The sequence below is a fragment of the Bacillus sp. FSL R12-0074 genome (assembly GCF_038005725.1).
Taxonomy (GTDB): domain Bacteria; phylum Bacillota; class Bacilli; order Bacillales; family Bacillaceae_G; genus Bacillus_A; species Bacillus_A mycoides.
Map to the genome: position 1 here is coordinate 576,811 of NZ_JBBOTR010000001.1, position 22,030 is coordinate 598,840.

Here is a 22,030-nt window from a genome sequence, read left to right on the forward strand (position 1 = left end):
CCCGCTATTTGTGGGCAGTAAAACTCCCACCTCATAATTCGGCTGGAGCAAAGAAGTTAGGTGGGAGTCGGGCGGCCCGTAGATGCCCGATTGGTGAAGGCTAATAATCAGTGGGGGATGAACAAAACCCCCACTGATTAAAGTTTCACTTTATGAAGATAAAGATAAAGAAATATATAGTAACCGTGTTATGATAAAAGGTGATAATTAAAAAAACTGTATTTTCTTTAAATTCTATCTTCAGTAATGTTAGGGGAATGATTTTGAAATTGAAGAAATTGAAACTGCAACCGAGAATTACATTAACTATTAGTACACTTATTCTTGTTGTACTGCTGTTAACGAGTTATTTATTTTACTACATATTATCTGAAACAGTAGAAGACCAAATCGGAAAAAGAGCGCTGTATGTTGCGAAAACAGTTGCTGCTATACCGGAAATCGGGGAAGCTTTTCAAAAAGAAAATCCAGCTTCTATTATTCAGCCAATTGCAGAAAAAATTCGAATCGAAACAGATGCTGATTTTATTGTAGTTGGAAATAAAGATGGTATTCGTTATGCGCATCCTAAGCGAGATAAAATAGGAGAGAGAATGGTTGGCGGAGATAATGAAGGGGTTCTATTAGAAGGGGAATCTTACGTTTCGAAAGCAACGGGATCATTAGGGCCTTCACTACGCGGAAAAGTCCCGATTCGTAATCAGGATAATGAAATTATTGGTGTAGTATCTGTTGGTTTTTCAATGGATGATATTCATGGAGCGATAGAAGTGTATGGAAAGCGTGTGTTTTGGGTTACAATAACAGGTCTGTTAATTGGGATAATAGGCTCTGTATATTTAGCAAAAAGTATTAAGCGGATGATGTTTGGAATGGAGCCAGAAGAAATTTCATCTTTATACGAGGAGCATAGTACAGTTATTCAATCTGTACGTGAAGGGATTGTAGTAATCGATAAAAATGGAATGGTTAGTTTAGTAAATCAAGCGGCATACGATATCCTTTCTTTAGATAAACAACAAAATATAATGGGAGAATTTATTTTAGATGTTATTCCTAATTCATCGATACTGGATGTACTTCAAACCGGAGAAGAACAATTTGATCGCCAATTAAATATAAAGGGACAGGATGTTATTGCCAATCGCCTACCTATTAAAGTTAATCATAAAGTAACTGGTGTAGTATCCAGCTTGCGCTTGAAATCTGAGATGGATCAATTAACAGCGGAATTATCTCAAACACGGCAGTATACAGAGGCATTGCGGGCGCAAACGCACGAATATAACAACTTATTGTATACGCTTTCAGGTCTTATTCAATTAGAGTCTTATGAAGATGCTTTAGAGCTTATTCATAAGGAAACGGCAGTATATCAAGAGTTCGTTCAATTTATTATGAAACGAATTCAAAATCCATGGTTAGGTGGGATTTTAATTGGATTTTATAATAGGGCGCGAGAGTTGAAGATTGATTTTATGTTAGATCGGGAAAGTAGTTTAGAAGAGTTAAGTCCGCATATTGAGAGTAATTACGTTGTTTCTATTTTAGGGAATTTGATCACGAATGCATTTGAAGCAATTGAAAGAAATCAAGATCATGATAAGAAAGTAAGAATGTTTGTAACAGATATTGGGGAAGAAATATTAATTGAAGTAGAAGATTCAGGACAAGGTGTTCATGATGAAATAATTACAAGTATATTCTATAAAGGTTTTTCGACGAAAGTGGGCGAAAAACGTGGATATGGATTAGCGAAAGTGAAAGAGTTAGTGGAAGATTTAAATGGAAGTATTGCGATTGAAAAAGGGGATTTAGGTGGTGCTTTATTTATCATTGCATTACCGAAAGAGAGAGGCGAATTGTAATGAATGAGGGGATTGAAGTATTGATTGTAGAAGATGATATTCGGATTGCGGAAATTCATCGTCGTTTTACTGAAAAAATTGAGGGGTTTAAAGTAATTGGAACAGCAACGACTGGGGAACAGGCGAAAGAATGGTTAGAGTTTGTAAAGCCACAACTCGTTTTATTAGATGTATATTTACCTGACATGCAAGGGACTGAACTCGTCACATATATTAGGCATAATTTGCATGATACAGATATTATTATGATTACAGCCGCATCAGAGACGGATGTAGTGCGACATGCTTTAAGAGGCGGAGTAACAGATTATATTGTAAAGCCACTTACATTTGATCGGTTTAAAACAAGTTTAGAAAGTTATCAAAAGAAGATTACGAAGTTAAAGAAAAATGCTCAATTATCTTCAGAACAGATTGAACATCTATGGTCCCAAAGAGGGGTGCAGGCAAATCCAATAGAATATGCGCCAAAAGGAATCGATCCTTTAACGTTAGCAAAAATAAAAAAGCATATGCTAACTATTAATGAAGAGGGAATTACTGCAGAGATACTAAGTTCAATGGTAGGTGTAAGCCGATCAACTGCTAGGCGCTATTTAGAGTATTTGATCGCTGGAAAGAAAGTGCATGCGGAGCTCATATATGGAAGTGTGGGAAGGCCAGAAAGAAGGTATTTCCGCGTTTCTTCATAGGGGATTTTTACAACAATAAAAACAGTAGAGAATTATTACATTTCCTCTACTGTTTTTTCTAGTTTCATCTTATATTGGAATAATTCCAATTACAATTCCAGTAATCAACATAACCATTGTCGTTCCAACAGCCCAAAGTAAAGTGAATCGTTGGTGTTCACCAAAATCAACCTTGGCCATTCCGACTAATAAATAAGTGGAAGCCACGAGGGGACTCAGTAAGTGAACAGGTTGACCGAGTAACGAAGCACGTCCCATTTCTGCTGCACTAATTCCGTAAGCGGCAGCAGCTTTCGTTAAAATAGGTAATACACCGAAGTAAAAGGCATCATTAGACATGAAAAATGTGAACGGCATACTTAGTAAAGCTGTAATAATTGGAAGTTGGGGGCCAAGTGCATCTGGTATAAGAGTAACAACACTTTGAGCCATTGCATCTACCATTTTTGTTCCAGATAGAATACCTGTGAAAATTCCAGCAGCAAAGACGAGAGAAACAACCGCTAATACGTTTCCAGCGTGAGACGCAATACGCTCTTTTTGCTGTTCTAAGTTAGGATAGTTAATCATAACAGCAATAGCAAAAGCGACTGTAAATAGAACAGGTAGCGGCATAACTTCTAGTATGAGACAGACAAGTAATGTAGCGGTCAATAAAAAGTTAATCCATAGAAGTTTAGGGCGTTTATGCACGGTAGCTTCAACTGTCGCAGCTTGCTCATCCATTGTTTGCATTTGTTTTAAATATTGTACATCCATAATTCCTAAACGTTTTCTTTCTTTTTTTCCAAGATAATAGGCAACGAAAACTACCCAAATTGCACCAGCAATCATTCCTGGTATAAGTGGTGTGAAGAGCTCTGATGCATCAAGTCCAAGAGCACTCATAACCCGAGCAGTTGGTCCACCCCAAGGTGTAAGATTTGTAACACCTGCTCCTAACATAACAACCCCAGCTAATATAAGTGGATTCATTCCAAGACGTTTATATAGTGGATACATTGCGGAAACTGTAATCATATATGTTGTTGTTCCGTCCCCATCTAATGAAACGATAATAGTAAGAATAGCTGTACCAACAACAATTTTTAAAGGATCACCTTTTACAAATTTTAAAATTTTACTAATAACAGGATCAAATAAACCGCTATCAATCATAATTCCGAAATATAAAATGGCGAACATAAGCATAATACCAGTAGGTGCTAGCTTTTGAATTCCTTCTAACATCATCGGGCCCATATTGGCATAAAAGCCACCAATTAATGCGAAAATAATTGGAACTAATATTAATGCTACTAGTGCAGACATACGTTTCGTCATAATCAAAAACATAAAGACAAATACCATTGTAAATCCGAGTAATGCTACCATGTAATCTCCCCCTCAAAAAATGATTACGCTTTCAAAATAAAATAAAAATTCAGATAAAAGGTTTTTTGTTTATAATAAAAGGTTCAATTGGAATGGTAAATAATTTGAAAAATAACATCATTAGAAGCATAATCTTTATTTTGATCATTTTGTTCACAGGGTAATTTTGAATTTTTAAAAAGATAAATGCCTTCGTACAAGAATGATAGAATAAGATGGAAATAGCGAAGCGTGAAGTAGGGAGTAGGTTTTGAATGGAAACAAGAATAGAAGAAATTTATAGTTCGTGTAAAGGAAAAGTAGAGGAGATTTTTATTAATGAATCCTCTTACGTATATGAATGGGAAAAGTTAATGATGATCCGAAAGTACGATGGTGAGCTTGAGAAAATCGGGGTAGGGATCAGTGGAAATATAAGATTAGTAAATGTAGAAGTTGGACAGGAAATTGATACGGATACATTATTAGTTAAGTTAGAAGATGATTTATTAATTACTGGTTGTGAATGATGAGAGATGTGTAGAAGTAACTGCACATCTCTTTTTTGTTCCATATATTACAAAAAGAACATTGTTTTTTCACAAATCTCACACAACCTTTTGGTATTCTTTTCGTGGAGTATACGGTTTCTAGGGAGGAATATTGATGAAAGTAAAATATGTCGTACTTGCTATATGTTTATGTTTCATATTTACGATAGTAGGATGTGGGAAAAAAGAACTAACAGCTGTTGCGATTAATGAGAAAAATGATAAGTGTGACATTTGCCAAATTGGGGTAATCGATAATCAATTCGCAACCGAAATTATTTTAGAAAATGGAAAAGCATTAAAGTTTGATGATATTGGTTGCATGTATAAATGGATGGAGATCAATTCAGGTGAAAAGACGAAAGAAAAATTTGTTCGAGATTATGATTCGAAAGATTGGGTTTCGTTGGAAGATGCTACTTACGTATATGATAAAACAATAACGACACCGATGGCTTATAATGTCATTTCATTTAAAAATAAAAAAGATGCAGAGAGTTTTGTATCTAACTATAAGGGGAAAGTTCTTTCGTATAAAGAGCTATCAGAGCATAAATGGGAAATGAATAAAGAGACGATGGGAAAATCGAAAACAGGGAATCACGGTGGGCATCATTAATAATAGAAAAAGACAACTATATAGTTGTCTTTTTCTATTATTACTCAGGTGCAAATATAGAAAAGGTGTAAAAATTTTAGAAGAACGGTTACAATGGAATATAGTAACCTAAAGCAATCATTTATGTACTTTTTAGAAATGTATACAAATGCGGTAAAAACGTGCTAAACTAATTGCTTCATAATGTTAATGATGAGGCCATCAGGCGTATCATTCCAATAGGTTGAGAAACATAGTATAAGTTTAAGATAATCCGATTAAAGAAGGAATCTAAAGGGCTTATGGATAAATGTACTCAAGAAGAGTTATTGTATGTGATGGAGGAATGGTTAAGAAAACATTATCTTTCATAGGAGCTGTAGTTGTGAGAAAACAAAAAATTTTATTATGTATGTTATTAGGACTTTTAATGACGGTAGTGGCTTGCGATAAGCAAGAGGAGCCAGAATCAAAACCGGTTCATGTGAAAAACGAAAAGAAAAAAGAAAAGCATAAAGAACAGGAAGAATCTAAAGAAGAAAAAAGTATAAATTTAATGGACAAACAGTTGCTACTTTCTGCGACGCTTGGAGACACAGAAACAGCTATGAAGCTGATCCAAGATGGAGCGAATATCAATGTAGAAGGTGACAACGGAGAAACGCCTGTCCTTGCAGCGACGTATCAAAATCATGTAGAGACAGTTAAAGCATTAATTGATGCGGGTGCTGATATTGAAATTCAAGACGAAAAGCAAAGCAATCCATTTCTTTATGCAAGTAGAGAAGGATATACGGATATTGTAAAAGTATTAATTAATGCAGGAGTTAATACGAAGGAAACGACTAAGTCAGGTGGAACAGCACTTATTTCTGCATCTGAGCGTGGCCATGTAGAGGTTGTTAAAGAATTATTAGAGCATACAGATATTGATGTGAATTATAAGAATGAACGTGGTGGAACAGCTTTATTAGAAGCAATTGTATTAGGAAATGGTAGTGAAAGTCATAAGAAAGTAATTCAAATGCTTATTGACCACGGGGCAGATGTAAATATGGCCAATAAGGAAAATATTACGCCGCTGCAATATGCTGAAAAAAGAGGTTTTAAAGATATTGCGAATATGTTGAGGATAGCTGGAGCGAATGAAGTAGTACAGCCGCAACCACAACTGGCGGAATAACAAGCTGAAGAAATAAAAAGCACGAAATAATCCCATTTAGATAGACAGAATGAAGAAGTCATTTTAGTATGATGGATTCAGTAATGTGTATTTAAATGGGATTTTTGTTTTGAAAAAATGGATGGATGCTATATCGAGAAGGCTACAAATAGTAATTAAGGAGGGTATAAATGCGATTTTCAGAACTTGAGTTAATAGCAATTCAGGCAGAAGTTTTATTTGTTCATAATCAAGTAGGAAGAATAAAGTGTTTAAATGAAAATGGAAATCTGAAAGCACCACGTTTTTTTCTTAGCAGAACTCGTGAAGGGAATATAACGAGGTATCATTATAAACTGAATGGTGAAATGATAAGTAAGATTGAGAAATTAATTCGAGAATGCTCAAATCACATTGAGATAGCAAAGATCATTAAAGTATTAAATGAAGAGAGAACGGTGGAGAATATTTGGGTGGGTCCTGCTTTCATGTTCCCTAATAATTTACATAAGCCAACTAGAACAATACAAATAACAGAGAAGAATAAAGAGCTTTTGCGAGAAAATTTTTCTAATCTAATAGAACAGATGGAATGGAGGCGACCTTATTTTGCAATTGTAAATAATGAAAAGGTAGTTTCTATATGTTGCAGTGCCAGAAGTACGCCCGTAGCTGCTGAGGCAAGTGTGGAAACTTTAGTGGAGTTTCAAGGGAATGGATATGGTGCTGATGTCGTTACAGCCTGGGCACTATCAATACAAGAGGAAAAGCGCATTCCGCTTTATAGTACTTCTTGGGATAACTTTGCTTCGCAAGCAGTGGCAAGAAAACTAGAATTGATTAATTATGGAATGAATTTGCATATCACTTAAATTTTAAACACAGTTGTTTGCTGTTGGAGTTTATTCGTATATCTAGATTATTGTAAAAGTGATATGGTGAATATTAACATTCGATTAACATCTAATTAACAATTTATCAAAACTGACTTAATAAATGCGTAATATAGTAAAGGTAACAAAATAACTAGGGTAGAGAACATTTGAGAACACCCGCTTACATATAACGTGCCGCTTTCTTAAGTGTGCTCTATTCCCTAGAGTTCAAATAAGGAGAAAGGTGTTCTATGTAAGTAGGTGTTTTTAGTTTGGATAAAAATAGAAAAGCTAGGTGGAATAAATGTTTAAAGAACCTTATATTGCGATGATAAAGGATTGGAAAGGGTACAAAACATACAAAAAATTACCGAAAACAGTTTTTCTTATGACTGGTTCAATGCTGGAGTTACCAGAGCGTGTATATGAACTACAGAGACATGGACACGATGTATTTCTTCATTGTGATTTTATACAAGGCTTAAATACGAACACAGAGGAAGCACTTTTATATATTCAAGATGTTATCGGAGCACAAGGTATTATTTCGACAAAGGGATCGACAATTCGAAATGCCAATAAAATTGGATTGAAAACGATTCAACGCATTTTTATTGTTGATACTTTATCTCTTACAAAATCAATTGAAAATTGTAAAACGACTAAACCGAATGCAGTAGAGATTATGCCTGGCATTATGCCTTCTATTATTAAACAGCTAGCGGAGGAAATAAAATTCCCTATTATTGCAGGTGGGCTGATTCAAACGCGAGAGGATGCAGAAATCGCAATTCGTGCAGGAGCAAGTGCAATTTCAACGAGTCATTATGAAGTGTGGATACAAGAAGAAAAAAGGAGTGCAACCTTGTGATTGAATTGGAAAATGTTTCAAAGGTATATAAAAATGCGGAAGAGACAGCAGTTAAAGACGTATCAGTTCATATTAAAAGAGGAGAATTTTTTGTTTTAGTTGGACCTTCTGGATGTGGAAAAAGTACATTATTACGAATGCTGGCTGGTTTAGAAGAAATTTCTTCGGGAGATTTAATTATTAATGAACATGTTGCAAATGATTTAGAGCCAAAAGATCGTAATCTATCAATGGTATTTCAAAATTATGCGCTATACCCACATTTATCTGTAGAAGAAAATATTTTATTTGGACTTAAGGTAAGAAAAGTACAGAAAGAAGAACGACAAAAACGATTGATGGAAGCTGTTGAGATGGTAGGGTTGAAGGAATATGTCAAAATGAAGCCTGGGCAACTATCAGGTGGACAAAGACAGCGTGTTGCACTTGCTAGGGCCATCGTCAGTCAAGCACCGATTTGTTTAATGGATGAACCACTTTCGAATTTAGATGCGAAATTACGTGCCCAGATGAGGATTGAAATTAGAGAAATTCAGCAACGATTAGGAATTACGATGATTTACGTTACTCACGATCAAATAGAAGCAATGACTATGGGAGATCGTATTATGGTTTTAAATAAAGGAAGTATACAACAAGTGGGAACACCGCTTGATATATATAACGAACCAGCAAACGAATTTGTTGCAAGTTTTATAGGTTCTCCTTCTATGAATATAAATGATGGGGAAGTGGATAAAGAAAAAGGCATATTACATATAGGGCAATTGCAAATTCCATTATCTATTGGACAGTTAAAGCAATTACCAGAAGGAATAATTCGAATCGGCATGCGTCCTGAGCATATTGCATTGTCTGCGGAAGGACAAGAAGTTACGCTGCAATCTGTAGAAGTATTAGGGAATGAATCTATATTAAACTTTGCGGTAAATGGAGCAACTTGGAGTGCGAAAGTCATCGGACAGTTACTCCTGAACAAAGGTGACAAAGTAAAATTATTATTCTCGCAAGAAAAACTATGCTTCTTTCACCAAAATACGAATGAACGATTAAAAGTGGTGGCTGAAGAAGAGTTGAAAGTGGTGGCGAAATAATGATTGAAGTAGGTAAGTTACCAGTTCAAACAACAGTGTCAAAAAAGAAGAGTTTATGGGGCAGAACGAAAGATTTAAGAATAGGATTATTGTTTTTGGCGCCATCTATTTTGTTATTTTCAATTTTTCTTTTCTATCCATTGTTTAGGACGATCTACTATAGCTTTTATTTAACAGATATACACGGAGAAGCTAATCTTTTCGTGGGCTTAGAAAATTATCAATATTTATTTTCGGATCCTGCTTTCTATAAAAGTATAAAGTCAACTTTATTATTTGTTTTATATACAGTGCCTACTAGTATTGTATTCGCCTTATTTCTTGCATTACTTGCAAATGAAAAAGTAAGAGGGATCGGATTATTCCGAGTTCTCTTTTCTTCAACGATGGGAATATCAGTAGCTGCTAGTGCAGTGATTTGGCTATTTTTATTTCATCCAAGTGTAGGGTTATTTAATAATATATTAGCCTCTATGAATCTTCCTGCAATCGCATGGTTAACGAGTCCAGAATGGGCACTGTTTTCTGTATCGGTTACAACGGTTTGGGTGAATACAGGATTTGCATTTTTAGTTATATTAGGTGGTTTACAAAATATTGATACGTCTTTATATGAGAGTGCATCTATAGATGGTGCCAGTTATTTGTATAAGCTTCGCCGCGTTACATTACCGATGCTGTCACCAACTTTATTTTTTATCGTGACAGTAACGTTAATTAGTGCGTTCCAAAGCTTTGGACAAATTGATATTTTAACGCACGGTGGACCAAATGATGCAACGAATTTAATTGTGTACTCGATTTATAAAGAAGCATTTGTGAATCATCAATTTGGAACAGCAAGTGCACAAGCAATGGTATTATTCGTTTTCATTTTTATTGCTACATTGATTCAATTCAAGTTTGCTGAGAGAAAGGTGCATTATAAATGATCGTTAAACAGTGGAAACAAAATTTCCTATTATACATGCTGCTCATTATTAGTGCAGTAATGGTGTTTTTTCCTGTACTCTATGCGTTTTTAATAAGCTTTATGACACCAGATGATATTCAAATGAGAAGGTTATTTCCAACTCAATTTACTTTCGATAATTTTATTAATATCTTTCAAAAAGTACCGCTTTTTACATACTTGTATAACAGTTTAATTGTATCGACGATTGTTATGGTTGGACAACTTATCGTATCCAGTTTAGCAGCTTATGCTTTTGTTTTTCTTCAATTTAAAGGGAGAAACGTAATTTTCTTCCTGTTTATTTCAACGATGCTTATTCCGTGGGAAGCAACGATGGTACCGAATTTTTTAACGATTCAAAACTTTGGTTGGATCAATAGCTTTGCTGGGATGACAGTGCCATTCTTTGCAACAGCTTTCGGTATTTTCTTACTACGTCAACATTTTATGACACTTCCGAATGAACTGAAAGAAGCTGCTTTTATTGAAGGGATTGGAAATGTAAGGTTTTTATTCAGTGTTGTAATTCCGTATTGTAAAACGAGTTTTATTACGCTTGGAGTATATAGCTTTTTAACAACGTGGAATATGTATTTGTGGCCGCTCTTAGTAACCACTGATGAAAAAGTAAGAACGGTTCAAATTGGTGTAAAGCAGCTTCAATCTCAAGAAGTTGCAACTGATTGGGGCAGTGTAATGGCCGGTGTTACGGTTATCGTCATTCCAACGTTGATTTTACTATTTTTAGGGCAAAAGCAATTACAAAAAGGATTAACAAAAGGTGCAATTAAATAAGCATACATAGGAAAAGGTGGGATTGAGATGAGTTTATTGAAAAAAAGTGCTGCTCTTTTAATGGCAGCCACAATGGCATTAACCGGCGCAGCTTGTTCAAATAGTAAAACAGAGGGGAAACCTGAAGCACAGGCAAAAGTAGCTCCAGTTGAAAAGAATGGTGATAAAACTGTAATTCGTTTCTGGCATGCAATGGGTGGAAAAACACAAGGTGTACTAGATGGGCTTGTTGCAGACTATAATAAGTCGCAGAATAAATACGAGATAAAGGCAGAGTTCCAAGGAACATACGAAGAGTCTTTAACGAAATTTAAAACGATGTCTGCAACGAAAGAAGCGCCAGCTCTTGTTCAATCGAGTGAAATTACAACGAAGTATATGATTGATAGCAAAAAGATTACGCCTATCGATAGCTGGATTAAAAAAGATAAGTACGATACATCAAAATTAGAAAAAGCAATTACGAACTATTATTCAGTTGATGAAAAAATGTATTCTATGCCGTTTAATTCATCTACACCAGTATTAATTTATAATAAGGATGCTTTCGCGAAGGCTGGATTAGATCCAGAGAAAGCTCCGCAAACATATGATGAGTTAAAAGAAGCGGCGAAAAAGTTAACGATTAAAGAAGGCGGAAATGTAAAGCAGTATGGATTTTCAATGCTGAATTATGGTTGGTTCTTTGAAGAGTTGTTAGCGACACAAGGTGCTTTATATGTAGACAACGAAAACGGACGTAAAGATGCTGCAAAGAAAGCGGTATTTAACGGAAAAGAAGGTCAAAAAGTATTTGGGATGTTAGATGAATTAAATAAAGCTGGTGCACTTGGAAAGTATGGAGCAAGTTGGGATGATATTCGTGCTGCGTTCCAGTCTGGACAAGTTGCTATGTATTTAGATTCTTCAGCTGGTGTTCGTGATTTAATTGATGCATCTAAGTTTAATGTAGGCGTTTCGTATATTCCGTATCCAGAAGATTCGAAACAAAATGGTGTTGTTATTGGCGGTGCATCATTATGGATGACGAATATGGTTTCAGAAGAAACGCAGCAAGGTGCTTGGGACTTTATGAAATATTTAACGAAGCCAGATGTACAAGCAAAATGGCATACTGCAACAGGATATTTCTCAATTAATCCAGATGCATATAATGAGCCGTTAGTAAAAGAGCAGTATGAAAAGTATCCGCAGTTAAAAGTAACGGTAGAGCAATTACAAGCAACGAAGCAATCTCCAGCAACTCAAGGTGCATTAATTAGTGTATTCCCAGAATCAAGAGATGCAGTCGTAAAAGCATTAGAAGCAATGTATGACGGGAAAAATAGTAAAGAAGCGTTGGATGAAGCTGCAAAAGCAACAGATAGAGCAATTAGTATTTCAGCTCGTACGAATCAAAAATAAGAGAAAGCCGTATCCTTATGAGGGATACGGCTTTCTTTATAAGGAGATAAGGGATCAAAGAAATGATGAATTCTTATCTATTTTATATGAGTAAAGGGTCCAGGAAGAGTATTGTTCTTTTCATTATTTGTTTAACTCCATTGCAACTTGTTTACCATTTACGAAAACCTCTGCCACTGCTACTACAACTTCCATCACTTTTTTCATATCTCATCTCTCCTTGTTTTTTGTTTCATTTCTTACTTTTAGTATAAAGAAATATAGTAATTGCAACTATCGAATTGGATGACAAGAGACTTACAGTGTTGTAAGGATAATAGTTTTATTTGTAATAAATGCTATTTTGGATTATGATTCAGAAATTTCTGTCGTTTTAATCTATAATTAGAAAGAGAATGGTTTAGAAAGAAGGGGAAGAAATGAAGAGAATACTTGTTATTAGTGATATTCATGGAGAAATAGAAAAGTTCGAACAGTTATTGGAAGAAGCTCAATACGATGCAAGACAGGATCAATTGATTTTATTAGGGGATTATGTAGATCGTGGTCCAAATGCGTGTGCAGTAATTGAAAAGGTAAAAGAGTTAAAAGAAGCGGGAGCCCTCGTTCTAAAGGGCAATCATGAAGATATGATGATTAAGGCGTTAACGACAGATGAGGAACGTTCATGGAACCATTGGGTAAAAAGGAATGGTGGGGATAAAACGTTATATAGCTATGGATTTGTAGAAGAAGACATTGCGGTTAATGAGGAAAACTTCCAAAAACCGATTTTACAATCTCATATATTAGAGGAACATGTAACGTTTATTCAAGAATTAGATCATTACATTGAAACAGAAGAGTATATCTTTGTACATGCTGGTGTTGAGCCGATGAACCGAGTTTCTGAATCTGAACCATATACATTAATGTGGATCCGTAATGAATTTCATAATGGATATAGCGGCGAAAAGGTTGTTGTATTTGGTCATACGGAAACAAAAACGCTTCATGGTAGTGAGAATTGCGGAGTGTATTTTGGTAGTAATCGTATTATTGGAATTGATGGCGGGGCTGTGTATGGTGGTCAGTTAAATTGTTTGGAGTTGCCAAGTAAAAAGGTATATGTAGTAAAAAATTGAAAGAGATAAGAGGAATCTTATTTCTTTCAATTTTTTATTAAGCAAAATTTAAGAAAGAGCCTTTATAATAAAGGTTCAAAATTTTATATCGAGCAAAACTTTAGAAGGAAATAGTTGAAAATGAAATTACATAATATGATTACATTATTTCGTTATGAAGAGAAGAGATGCAATAATAAAGAGAGTTGAAATAGATTGTGGAAGGTGAAAATATGCGCTTACTTGTAGTAGAAGATAATGCCTCGTTATTAGAGTCTATCGTACAAATTTTACGTGATGAATTTGAAGTGGATACGGCAATGAATGGGGAAGACGGCTTGTTTTTAGCGCTGCAAAACATTTATGATGCAATTTTGCTTGATGTGATGATGCCAGAAATGGACGGATTTGAAGTGATTCAAAAAATACGTGATGAAAAGATTGAAACGCCAGTCCTGTTTTTGACAGCGAGGGATTCTTTAGAAGATCGAGTGAAAGGATTGGACTTTGGTGGAGATGACTATATTGTTAAGCCGTTTCAGGCCCCTGAATTAAAAGCGAGAATGCGTGCATTACTACGCAGAAGTGGTAGTTTAACAACACAGCAGACCATTCGCTATAAAGGAATTGAATTGTTCGGAAAAGATAAAGACATTCAAGTAGATGGACAAGGTATTAAGCTGACATTAAAACAATACGAGCTACTAGAGTATCTCATTCAAAATAGCGGGAAGATTTTAATGCGTGAACAAATTTTTGATCGTGTTTGGGGATTTGATTCAGATACGACAGTAGCAATTGTAGAAGTGTATGTACATCATTTACGTAAAAAATTAGAACCATTCGGTTATCAGAAAGATATTCAAACAGTTCGAGGTATTGGATATATATTAAAAGAACAATGAGAAAGGGAAGCATGTTTCAAAAGACACGTATTCGTTTGACTATAGTAAATTCATTAGTTTTCATCGTATTAATTGGGGTATTAGGCAGTATAATTTATTTATACACATATAATCGAATTTATGGTGCAGTAGATAAATCATTTGAAAAAATAATTGAATATAAAGATGGGGTTAAATCTAAGAATCCTCCAAAGGGAGGCATGAAAAATATTCAAATTGGGGATCCAAGAGTCATGAAGTTGTTCTGGAAGGGAAATACAATCTCAATGGATGAGAAAAACCCTAGATTTTTCTCTATTTTTACAGAGAATATTCCAGCTTTTGCGCCAAAGAAATTAGGAGTTCTTCAGGATATAGAAGTAAAGGGGCATTATTTCAGAACATTAGCGTTTCAGGATGACGGACAAATTGTGCAAATCGTACGCGATACAACAGCCGAAAAAGAAATGATAAATACTTTATTTTTAATTCTCGTTATAGGTTGCAGCATAGGAAGTCTATGTGCAATAGGAATCGGCTTTTTCCTAGCGGGTAGAGCACTCATACCGATTCAAAATTCATGGGAGAAACAGCAGCAGTTCGTTTCGGACGCATCGCATGAATTAAGAACACCACTTGCGGTTATTCAATCAAAAACAGATGTATTATTCCAGTCACCATCTGCGACGATAGAAGAAAAGGCGATGGATATTTCTACAATTTCAAAGGAATGTAGACGGCTATCAAAACTAGTTAGCAATTTATTATTGTTAGCACGTTCGGATTCTAATCAAATCGAGATGGATAAGAAAACATTTGAAGTGGATAAATTGTTAGAAGAAATAGTAGATCCATATAAAGAGATTGCTTCTTATCAAGAAAAAGAGATGATATTAAAAGTAGAACGTGACATATCGTTTATTGGCGATAGAGAGAGAATTCATCAATTGATGGTCATATTGCTAGATAATGCAATGAAGTATACGAATGAAGGTGGACATATTCAAATTACTTGTATGCAAACGAGTAGTTCGATTCGCATACAAGTGAAGGATAACGGGATAGGAGTTAAAGAAGTGGATATTCCAAAGTTATTTGATCGTTTTTATCAAGGAGATAAAGCAAGAAGTCCATCAGAAGGAGCGGGGTTAGGTCTTTCAATCGCTAATTGGATTGTAGAAAAGCATTATGGAAAAATATCGGTAGAGAGCAAATGGGGAGAAGGAACTTGTTTTGAAGTGATTTTCCCTAAAAACCAAAGAATATAAGTGAGAAGACGATCTTGTTTTTACAAGGTCGTCTTTTTTTAAGGGAAAGTTAAGAAACAACTTGTACCATGTATTACATCATGGAAACTTGTAATAGAAAGAGATGTTGGAGTAGATATTTTTGGATGAATTAGATGAATCATACTGTTATTTTTAACGGTGATGAAGTTGATGTATAGTATTAAAAAAATTATGGGAAAGATGGAAACAGAAAGCGTGAGAAGGAGGAAGAAGTATTGAAAAAGAAGATGATGACGGTATGTACTATTGGATTTATGAGTTTAAGTATATTAGGGGGCGCCTCTCCTTCTGGAGCGCCAAAAGGAAAGACAGATTACGCGCAACGTAGTAAAGAACAATTAAACGATGGGAAAATACATGCAATGCATACAGAAGAAAAAGCGGAAAAATTAGGCATTGAAACGGATGGGAAAGAACAAATTACGTTAGAAAAGGAAATTCATGAAACGGAAGTAGGAAGAGAAGCGGAAAAATTAGGTATCTCGGTAGAAGGAAAAGATGTTGGAATTCTTTCAGAAGAAATTTATGAAACAAAAGTGAGGCAAGAAGCGTTAAAATTAGGAATATCTATAGAGAATACGTCGATTGTAAGTTTAATTGATCAAATTAATAAGATTAAAATTAATAATGAAGCAGAAAAGCTTGGTGTTTCAACTGAAGGAAAAGAAATAGAAGAAATTGAGGAAGAAATCTATGGAACAAAAGTTAGAGAAGAGGCAGAAAAGCTAGGTATCGCTCAACAAGGAAAAGAGATAGAAGAGTTAGTACAAGGAGTGTACGAACAAAAAGTGCAGGAAGAAGCAAAAAAATATCATATTGATTTATATGGCAAAGATATATATCAAGTATTAAGAGAAATCAATGAACAAAAAGTGATACAAATGGCGGATGAGCTTGGTATGGATAGAGCGAATTTGAATATTCAAGATTTGGCGGAGAAGATAAATCTTGAACAACCTGAAAAGGGAAAAGAGCTTAAGTTTGTTCCTATGGTTCAAACAGATGCTGATGCGTTTTATTCGTATTTAACGAATTAAAAAGGGCGTGAGGGTGATACGAAAATGGAAGTGGTATATATGTATGGCCTTACTATGTATAGGAGTATGGGGTGCATATACAAATGGAATTACAAAGTATGTGAAGAAAGTAAAGGGGTTACTATTTTCAAGTGTACAAAGTCAAAAACGAATAGAGTTTAGTAATAACGATGAAAAAGTCATGTTATCAAATGTGCCTTTAATTCAGCAATTACCAGAGTTAGATAGAGGCTGCGAAGTAACAAGTTTAGCGATGATGTTACAATATGCGGGTGTTTCTATAGATAAGATGAAATTAGCGAGTGACATCAAAAAGGTAGATTTTTTAGACGATGGTGTAAGAGGAAATCCGAATGAAGGATTTGTGGGGAACATTTATACGTTTTCTGAATCGGGATATGGTGTATATCATGGACCACTTTTTCAATTAGCGAAAAAATATTTACCGAATAAAGCTGTGGACTTAACAGGGAAGAGTATAGAAGAAATTTATAAGAGTGTAAAAGCAGGGCACCCGGTAGTCATGATTACGAATGCAACATATGCTCCTTTAGATGAAGATGAATTTACTACATGGGAAACAAATAGTGGGGATGTTTCTATTACGTATAATGAACATTGTGTTGTACTTGTTGGGTACGATAAGGAATCTGTATATATTCGAGATCCCCTCGATGATAGCTTAGATGTAAAAGTGCCAAGAGGAAAATTTGAACAGGCATGGGTGCAGATGGGGAGTCAGGCAATTAGCTATGTAAATAACTCCAAATAAATTAGGAAGAAGAGCATGAACTATATAACTATAAGGTGAAGGATAAAGATTTAAGGAATTGTAAGAGAAGTTTTGCAGATTTTTTTGAAGAGAAGCTGTTAAAAAACAAGAGAACTTTAGCTTATTATATATGCTAAAGTTCTCTTGTTTTTTAGGATTAAAATGTTTAGGAGAAGTGGATATGTAAAAATGCATAATTGACGAAAAAATTACATGTTATCATTATATATTGTTTTATATATGTTGATTGTATAAAATTACACAAGTGTTCTATTACATAAAGGAGGCTTATTATGCAAAATATATTTAACTGGGTTAAAAGTATGAGTATCAAGAAAAAATTAATCATTTCATTTTTTATTATTTTAACTATACCAGGACTTATTATCGGTGGTGTTTCATATCAAACTGCCAAAACAAATTTTGAACATCAAATGACCGATAAAGCAAAGGAGAATATTTCAGTTTTAAATACTGTTATTTCTCAAAATATAGAAGAGAAATTTGTTGATGCGACGTACTTTGCAGACATCTTAACAGAGGATACATATCCAAATGGACAAGAAGAAATAGTAAGAACGAAGTTAGCACAATATATAAAGCTTCATCCAGAAGTAGAAGGTATTTATATTGGAACGCAGACGGGGAAGTTTATAAGAGAACCATTTATTCAAATGTCTGATGGCTATAACCCAATAGATAGATCATGGTATAAAGAAGCGCATGAAAATAAAGGAAAGGTAATTGTTACTGCACCGTATCAATCAGCATCTACAAAAAATATGGTAGTGACAATTGCTAAAGAAGTAAAAGATGGTAAAGGTGTTATAGGTATTAACTTGAATTTGGATAATATCCTAAAGGTTTCAAAAATGATTAATATTGGTGAAAAAGGCTATGCAGTTATTTTAGATCAAAATAAGCAAATTGTTAGTCATCCGTCTAGAAATCCAGGTTCAAAGGTTACTGATCCTTGGATTAAACCAATTTATGAAGACAAACAAGGAAATGTATCTTATACAGAACAAGATGATAAAAAGAATTTAATCTTTGCAACAAATGAGAAAACAGGATGGAAAATAGTTGGAGTTATGTTTGACGAAGAAATTATGCAAGCTGCCAGTCCAGTGTTTTATAAGACTTTGATTGTCATAGCCATCGCTATTGCATTTGGTAGTGTATTAATTTATTTCATTACAAATTCTATTACAAGGCCATTACGAAAAATAGCTGAATCGGCACATAAAATTAGTAAGGGAGATTTAACAGAGAAAATTACAATCCATTCCAAGGATGATATAGGGAAACTAGGGAATTCATTTAATGAAATGTCTACGTCTTTACAAGATGTGATTACCCAAATTAGCTTTTCAGCAGAACATGTTGCAGCATCGGCAGAAGAGTTAACAGCGAGCGTACAGCAAGCGAATGATGCGACAGATCAAATTACAATTGCAATGGAACAAGTATCAGGTGGGGCTGAATCACAAAGCCAAGGTGTTGAAGAAGGCGCGGCTACATTACAACAAGTAAATACAGCAATTCAAGATGTAACTGGAAGCGCAGAGTCAATTTCTATTTCCTCATTACATGCGCGAGGAAGAGCTGAAGAGGGAGAAGATTTAGTTGAACAAACCGCAAAACAAATGCAGTCTATTTCTAGGTCGGTATCCAAGTCAGATGCTATTATTAAACTTCTTGATGAGAAATCAAAGCAGGTAGGAACTATTTCTGAAGCAATTCAAAACATTGCTACTCAAACGAACTTATTAGCTTTAAATGCAGCTATTGAAGCGGCAAGAGCAGGGGAACAGGGCCGAGGCTTTGCTATTGTAGCAGATGAAGTAAGAAAGTTAGCAGAGCAATCAGGAGAATCATCTGGAGAGATTGCAAATTTAATTGCAGAAATTAAGGCTGATATTGAACATACTGTTAAGGCAATGGATAATGTGAGTGGGGAAGTTCAACAAGGCTTAGATGTTGTAACAAAAACGAAAGTAAGTTTTACAGAAATTTTAAGTTCTACTACTCATATTGTTTCTCAAGTTAATCAAATGGTAGAAACAACGAAGAGAATCGCTGGAGATGCAAATGAAGTGACAAACGCTATTGATGAAATTGCAGCGGCTGCAGAAGAAAATACAGCTAGTATGCAAAGTGTTGCAGCTTCAACAGAAGAACAAGTAAATTCGATGGAAGAAATTAGTTCGGCTTCGCAAAACTTAGCTGAGATGGCCGAAGAACTACAAGCAATGACTAGTAAATTTAAAGTATAATAACAGCAAATAAGTAAGGTGAAAATAATATCACCTTACTTATTTTTCTATTCAGTAATTAGGGGAGTCATTAACGGGATGAAAAAAAGAAAAAGACTATGGAATTTATGGAAAACGATTACATTGTTAGTTTGTACAGTTGTAATTTTTTCTTTACTTGTGACAGATATATTAATTAGTCATAATGTAGAACGGACAACGGAGGAAAGCCAAGCAGAGAAAGCGAAAACAATTGCACACATTGTGGCGAATGATTCAGTTGTAATCAATGGTTTGATTGGGAAAGCAGATACTTTAGCAATCCAAACGTATACAAATAGAATATTAAAAAATACAGGTGTTCAATTTATTGTAGTTATGGATATGGATGGAATAAGAAAATCTCATCCAAATCCTCAAAAAATAGGTCATCATTTTATTGGGGGAGATGAAGGACCTGCATTGAAAGGGAAGGAACATGTATCGCTAGCAGAAGGAACTTTAGGTATTTCAATGCGAGTGTTTGTACCAATATTTTCTGAAACAGGTGAACAGCTTGGAGCAGTAGCTGTCGGTATTTCAGCAGATAATGTAAAAGAAAGAGTTAAGCAAAGTAGACATATTATTTATATTGGTGTCGGAGTTGGAGTATTAGTTGGGATTATAGGAGCAATATTGCTAGCTAGACATATAAAGAAAAGTTTATTTGGTCTTGAGCCGCATAGGATAGCAAAAATTCTTGAAGAAAGAAATACGATGTTGCTTTCGGTGAAAGAAGGTATTATTGCTGTAGATAAAGAGGCGAATGTAACTTTAATAAATAATGAGGCAAAACGATTATTTAAGAAAAGTGGACTTGAAGAAGACTTTATTGGTAAAGATGTTGAATTGTATATGCCAAATTCACGTATAAAAGAAGTGTTGCAAACAGGCGAGGTACAATTAAACGAAGAACAAAATATTTACGGAATTACGATTGTCACAAATCGTGTTCCTTTATATGTAAAAGGAGAAATAGTTGGCGCGATCGCAACATTTCGTGATAAAACAGAAATTAGAAAATTAGCAGAAGAACTAACTGGTATTAGGCTATATGCGGAAGCGTTACGGGCACAATCTCATGAATTTATGAATAAAATGCATGTTGTATTAGGGCTAACACATATGAAGCAGTATGAAGAATTGCAGAAATATGTAAGTAGTATGGTATCAGAGCATCAATATGAAATTGGCGGGATTATGAAAAAAATTCAAAGCCCAGTATTTGCTGGATTTTTACTAGGTAAACTTAGTTATGCTAGAGAGAAAAATATAAAGTTAGTTATAAAAGAGGATTCTTACTTACCAGAAATATATGATGAACGTATCATTCATGAACTGATTACCATTGTCGGAAATTTAATTAATAATGCATTAGACGCAGTGACGAATTGTGAGAAGAAGCAGGTTGAAGTTGGAATACAATATGGGGATACATTAATAATTACAGTACAAGATACGGGGAAAGGCATACAAGAAGATAAAATTGATGCATTATTTATAAAAGGTTATTCTACAAAGGGTGATAATCGGGGGTATGGTTTGCATCTTGTAAAGGAAAGCATACAGCGAATAAATGGGGAAATTTATGTTCATTCATTGTTAGGAACCGGAACGACAATAACGATTGAAATACCTAAAAGTAGGGATGAGAGATAAGATGATCAAAGTTTTGATTGTAGAAGATGATCCGATGGTTGCGATGTTAAATAAGCATTACTTAGAGCAAGTGGGAGGATTTGAACTTGTTCATGCAGCTAAATCAGTAAAAGAGGCGATAGAAGTATTAGAGAAATCACGAGTAGATTTAGTATTACTTGATATTTTTATGCCTGAAGAGACTGGATTTGAGCTGTTAATGTATATTCGGAATCAAGAAAAAGAAATTGATATTATGATGATTTCAGCTGTACATGATATGGTGAGTATTAAAAAGGCATTACAATATGGCGTAGTAGATTATTTAATTAAACCATTTACATTTGAACGATTTAAAGAGGCATTAACTGTATATCGAGAAAAACTTACTTTTATGAAAGAACAACAAAAAATTAGTCAATCGGAATTAGATTCATTAATTTTGCAAAAAGAAAAAAGAGAATCTTTTGTTAATAAAGAACTTCCAAAGGGATTAACGAAGCAAACATTGCAATTAATTTGGAAGAAAATCGAATCACTTAATGGACAAGCATTTACAACTGATGAAATGGCGCAATTAGTAGGGGTTTCGAGAGTTTCTATTCGAAAGTATGTAATGTTTTTGACTGAAATCGGAGTATTAGAGAATGAAATGGTGTATCAAAATGTGGGAAGACCGGTGAGTAAATTAAGGTGTATTGACCGGAATAAAATAGACTTTTACGTATAAGCGGCTTATTATAAGTCGCTTATACTTTTTTTAATTACAAAACCAATTACAAAACTTACAAAAAC

At 34.6% G+C, this 22,030-nt stretch carries 20 protein-coding genes and 1 pseudogene; 20 read left to right on the forward strand and 1 reads right to left on the reverse strand.

Translation table 11 applies throughout. The features are described from left to right. The first annotated feature begins 257 nt into the window (after positions 1 to 257). A complete protein-coding gene (locus NSS97_RS02990; RefSeq protein ID WP_107887621.1) occupies positions 258 to 1,868 on the forward strand; it encodes an ATP-binding protein in 1,611 nt (536 codons plus the stop codon). Further along, positions 1,868 to 2,560, forward strand: a complete 693-nt coding sequence (locus NSS97_RS02995; protein ID WP_341111503.1) for a response regulator — start codon at positions 1,868 to 1,870, stop codon at positions 2,558 to 2,560. The genes NSS97_RS02990 and NSS97_RS02995 overlap by 1 nt, the downstream gene beginning before the upstream one ends. Before the next feature lie 69 nt (positions 2,561 to 2,629). Here NSS97_RS02995 and NSS97_RS03000 read toward each other — a convergent pair whose 3' ends face one another. Further along, positions 2,630 to 3,934 (reverse strand): citrate:proton symporter, encoded by a 1,305-nt coding sequence (locus NSS97_RS03000; RefSeq protein WP_107887620.1) that lies wholly within the window; start codon positions 3,932 to 3,934, stop codon positions 2,630 to 2,632. Positions 3,935 to 4,188: 254 nt separating this feature from the next. Between NSS97_RS03000 and NSS97_RS03005 the strand changes: the two genes are divergently transcribed. The 18 genes and pseudogenes from NSS97_RS03005 (at position 4,189) to NSS97_RS03085 (ending at position 21,965) form a co-directional block, all read left to right on the forward strand. Further along, a complete protein-coding gene (locus tag NSS97_RS03005) occupies positions 4,189 to 4,443 on the forward strand; it encodes a hypothetical protein (RefSeq protein WP_060750498.1) in 255 nt (84 codons plus the stop codon). Between the two features lie 136 nt (positions 4,444 to 4,579). Then, positions 4,580 to 5,083 carry a nitrous oxide reductase accessory protein NosL gene (locus NSS97_RS03010; protein ID WP_341111507.1) on the forward strand — a complete coding sequence of 168 codons (504 nt, stop codon included), beginning with the start codon at positions 4,580 to 4,582 and terminating at the stop codon, positions 5,081 to 5,083. A 289-nt stretch (positions 5,084 to 5,372) separates the two neighbouring features. Beyond that, entirely contained in the window at positions 5,373 to 6,245 is an 873-nt protein-coding gene (locus tag NSS97_RS03015) for an ankyrin repeat domain-containing protein (protein ID WP_002029673.1), read from the forward strand. Between the two features lie 170 nt (positions 6,246 to 6,415). Next, on the forward strand, positions 6,416 to 7,096 hold the full coding sequence (locus NSS97_RS03020; RefSeq protein WP_107887617.1) for a GNAT family N-acetyltransferase: 681 nt from the start codon (positions 6,416 to 6,418) through the stop codon (positions 7,094 to 7,096). Between the two features lie 307 nt (positions 7,097 to 7,403). Next, positions 7,404 to 7,970, forward strand: coding sequence for a glycerol-3-phosphate responsive antiterminator (locus NSS97_RS03025; RefSeq protein ID WP_044444444.1), 567 nt, complete (start codon positions 7,404 to 7,406; stop codon positions 7,968 to 7,970). Beyond that, positions 7,967 to 9,064, forward strand: a complete 1,098-nt coding sequence (locus tag NSS97_RS03030) for a sn-glycerol-3-phosphate ABC transporter ATP-binding protein UgpC (protein WP_131929359.1) — start codon at positions 7,967 to 7,969, stop codon at positions 9,062 to 9,064. Before NSS97_RS03025 ends, NSS97_RS03030 begins: the two co-directional genes overlap by 4 nt. Beyond that, positions 9,064 to 9,996 (forward strand): carbohydrate ABC transporter permease, encoded by a 933-nt coding sequence (locus NSS97_RS03035; protein WP_044444445.1) that lies wholly within the window; start codon positions 9,064 to 9,066, stop codon positions 9,994 to 9,996. Before NSS97_RS03030 ends, NSS97_RS03035 begins: the two co-directional genes overlap by 1 nt. After that, positions 9,993 to 10,814 (forward strand): carbohydrate ABC transporter permease, encoded by an 822-nt coding sequence (locus NSS97_RS03040; RefSeq protein ID WP_044444446.1) that lies wholly within the window; start codon positions 9,993 to 9,995, stop codon positions 10,812 to 10,814. Before NSS97_RS03035 ends, NSS97_RS03040 begins: the two co-directional genes overlap by 4 nt. A gap of 27 nt (positions 10,815 to 10,841) precedes the next feature. Continuing rightward, positions 10,842 to 12,218 carry an ABC transporter substrate-binding protein gene (locus tag NSS97_RS03045; RefSeq protein ID WP_107887615.1) on the forward strand — a complete coding sequence of 459 codons (1,377 nt, stop codon included), beginning with the start codon at positions 10,842 to 10,844 and terminating at the stop codon, positions 12,216 to 12,218. Between the two features lie 419 nt (positions 12,219 to 12,637). Next, positions 12,638 to 13,342 (forward strand): metallophosphoesterase family protein, encoded by a 705-nt coding sequence (locus NSS97_RS03050; RefSeq protein ID WP_289403015.1) that lies wholly within the window; start codon positions 12,638 to 12,640, stop codon positions 13,340 to 13,342. 212 nt (positions 13,343 to 13,554) lie between these two features. Continuing rightward, entirely contained in the window at positions 13,555 to 14,226 is a 672-nt protein-coding gene (locus NSS97_RS03055; protein ID WP_341111520.1) for a response regulator transcription factor, read from the forward strand. Positions 14,227 to 14,237: 11 nt separating this feature from the next. Continuing rightward, positions 14,238 to 15,473, forward strand: a complete 1,236-nt coding sequence (locus NSS97_RS03060) for a sensor histidine kinase (RefSeq protein ID WP_002091063.1) — start codon at positions 14,238 to 14,240, stop codon at positions 15,471 to 15,473. Between the two features lie 236 nt (positions 15,474 to 15,709). Continuing rightward, positions 15,710 to 16,531: a transporter gene (locus NSS97_RS03065; protein WP_341111524.1), complete on the forward strand. Its 822-nt coding sequence runs from the start codon at positions 15,710 to 15,712 to the stop codon at positions 16,529 to 16,531. A gap of 43 nt (positions 16,532 to 16,574) precedes the next feature. Next, positions 16,575 to 17,303 carry a C39 family peptidase gene (locus NSS97_RS03070; protein WP_107887611.1) on the forward strand — a complete coding sequence of 243 codons (729 nt, stop codon included), beginning with the start codon at positions 16,575 to 16,577 and terminating at the stop codon, positions 17,301 to 17,303. Positions 17,304 to 17,737: 434 nt separating this feature from the next. Beyond that, positions 17,738 to 18,640: pseudogene (locus NSS97_RS30425) on the forward strand (HAMP domain-containing protein); the annotation flags it as partial. Between the two features lie 120 nt (positions 18,641 to 18,760). Further along, positions 18,761 to 19,579: a methyl-accepting chemotaxis protein gene (locus NSS97_RS30430; RefSeq protein ID WP_440162419.1), complete on the forward strand. Its 819-nt coding sequence runs from the start codon at positions 18,761 to 18,763 to the stop codon at positions 19,577 to 19,579. A gap of 78 nt (positions 19,580 to 19,657) precedes the next feature. Then, positions 19,658 to 21,256, forward strand: a complete 1,599-nt coding sequence (locus NSS97_RS03080; protein ID WP_107887609.1) for a DcuS/MalK family sensor histidine kinase — start codon at positions 19,658 to 19,660, stop codon at positions 21,254 to 21,256. A gap of 1 nt (position 21,257) precedes the next feature. Beyond that, positions 21,258 to 21,965: a response regulator gene (locus tag NSS97_RS03085; protein WP_159146244.1), complete on the forward strand. Its 708-nt coding sequence runs from the start codon at positions 21,258 to 21,260 to the stop codon at positions 21,963 to 21,965. Positions 21,966 to 22,030 lie beyond the last annotated feature (65 nt).

Excerpts from the sequence above, each read along its gene's own strand:
- NSS97_RS03040 (WP_044444446.1), top strand. The coding sequence starts at position 9,993 with ATGATCGTTAAACAGTGGAAACAAAATTTCCTATTATACATGCTGCTC.
- NSS97_RS02990 (WP_107887621.1), top strand. The coding sequence starts at position 258 with ATGATTTTGAAATTGAAGAAATTGAAACTGCAACCGAGAATTACATTA.
- NSS97_RS03000 (WP_107887620.1), bottom strand. The coding sequence starts at position 3,934 with ATGGTAGCATTACTCGGATTTACAATGGTATTTGTCTTTATGTTTTTG.
- NSS97_RS03080 (WP_107887609.1), top strand. The coding sequence starts at position 19,658 with ATGAAAAAAAGAAAAAGACTATGGAATTTATGGAAAACGATTACATTG.
- NSS97_RS03035 (WP_044444445.1), top strand. The coding sequence starts at position 9,064 with ATGATTGAAGTAGGTAAGTTACCAGTTCAAACAACAGTGTCAAAAAAG.
- NSS97_RS03005 (WP_060750498.1), top strand. The coding sequence starts at position 4,189 with ATGGAAACAAGAATAGAAGAAATTTATAGTTCGTGTAAAGGAAAAGTA.
- NSS97_RS03055 (WP_341111520.1), top strand. The coding sequence starts at position 13,555 with ATGCGCTTACTTGTAGTAGAAGATAATGCCTCGTTATTAGAGTCTATC.
- NSS97_RS30430 (WP_440162419.1), top strand. The coding sequence starts at position 18,761 with ATGGAACAAGTATCAGGTGGGGCTGAATCACAAAGCCAAGGTGTTGAA.
- NSS97_RS03060 (WP_002091063.1), top strand. The coding sequence starts at position 14,238 with ATGTTTCAAAAGACACGTATTCGTTTGACTATAGTAAATTCATTAGTT.
- NSS97_RS03050 (WP_289403015.1), top strand. The coding sequence starts at position 12,638 with ATGAAGAGAATACTTGTTATTAGTGATATTCATGGAGAAATAGAAAAG.
- NSS97_RS03085 (WP_159146244.1), top strand. The coding sequence starts at position 21,258 with ATGATCAAAGTTTTGATTGTAGAAGATGATCCGATGGTTGCGATGTTA.
- NSS97_RS03020 (WP_107887617.1), top strand. The coding sequence starts at position 6,416 with ATGCGATTTTCAGAACTTGAGTTAATAGCAATTCAGGCAGAAGTTTTA.
- NSS97_RS03015 (WP_002029673.1), top strand. The coding sequence starts at position 5,373 with ATGTACTCAAGAAGAGTTATTGTATGTGATGGAGGAATGGTTAAGAAA.
- NSS97_RS03025 (WP_044444444.1), top strand. The coding sequence starts at position 7,404 with ATGTTTAAAGAACCTTATATTGCGATGATAAAGGATTGGAAAGGGTAC.
- NSS97_RS03045 (WP_107887615.1), top strand. The coding sequence starts at position 10,842 with ATGAGTTTATTGAAAAAAAGTGCTGCTCTTTTAATGGCAGCCACAATG.
- NSS97_RS02995 (WP_341111503.1), top strand. The coding sequence starts at position 1,868 with ATGAATGAGGGGATTGAAGTATTGATTGTAGAAGATGATATTCGGATT.
- NSS97_RS03070 (WP_107887611.1), top strand. The coding sequence starts at position 16,575 with ATGGCCTTACTATGTATAGGAGTATGGGGTGCATATACAAATGGAATT.
- NSS97_RS03010 (WP_341111507.1), top strand. The coding sequence starts at position 4,580 with ATGAAAGTAAAATATGTCGTACTTGCTATATGTTTATGTTTCATATTT.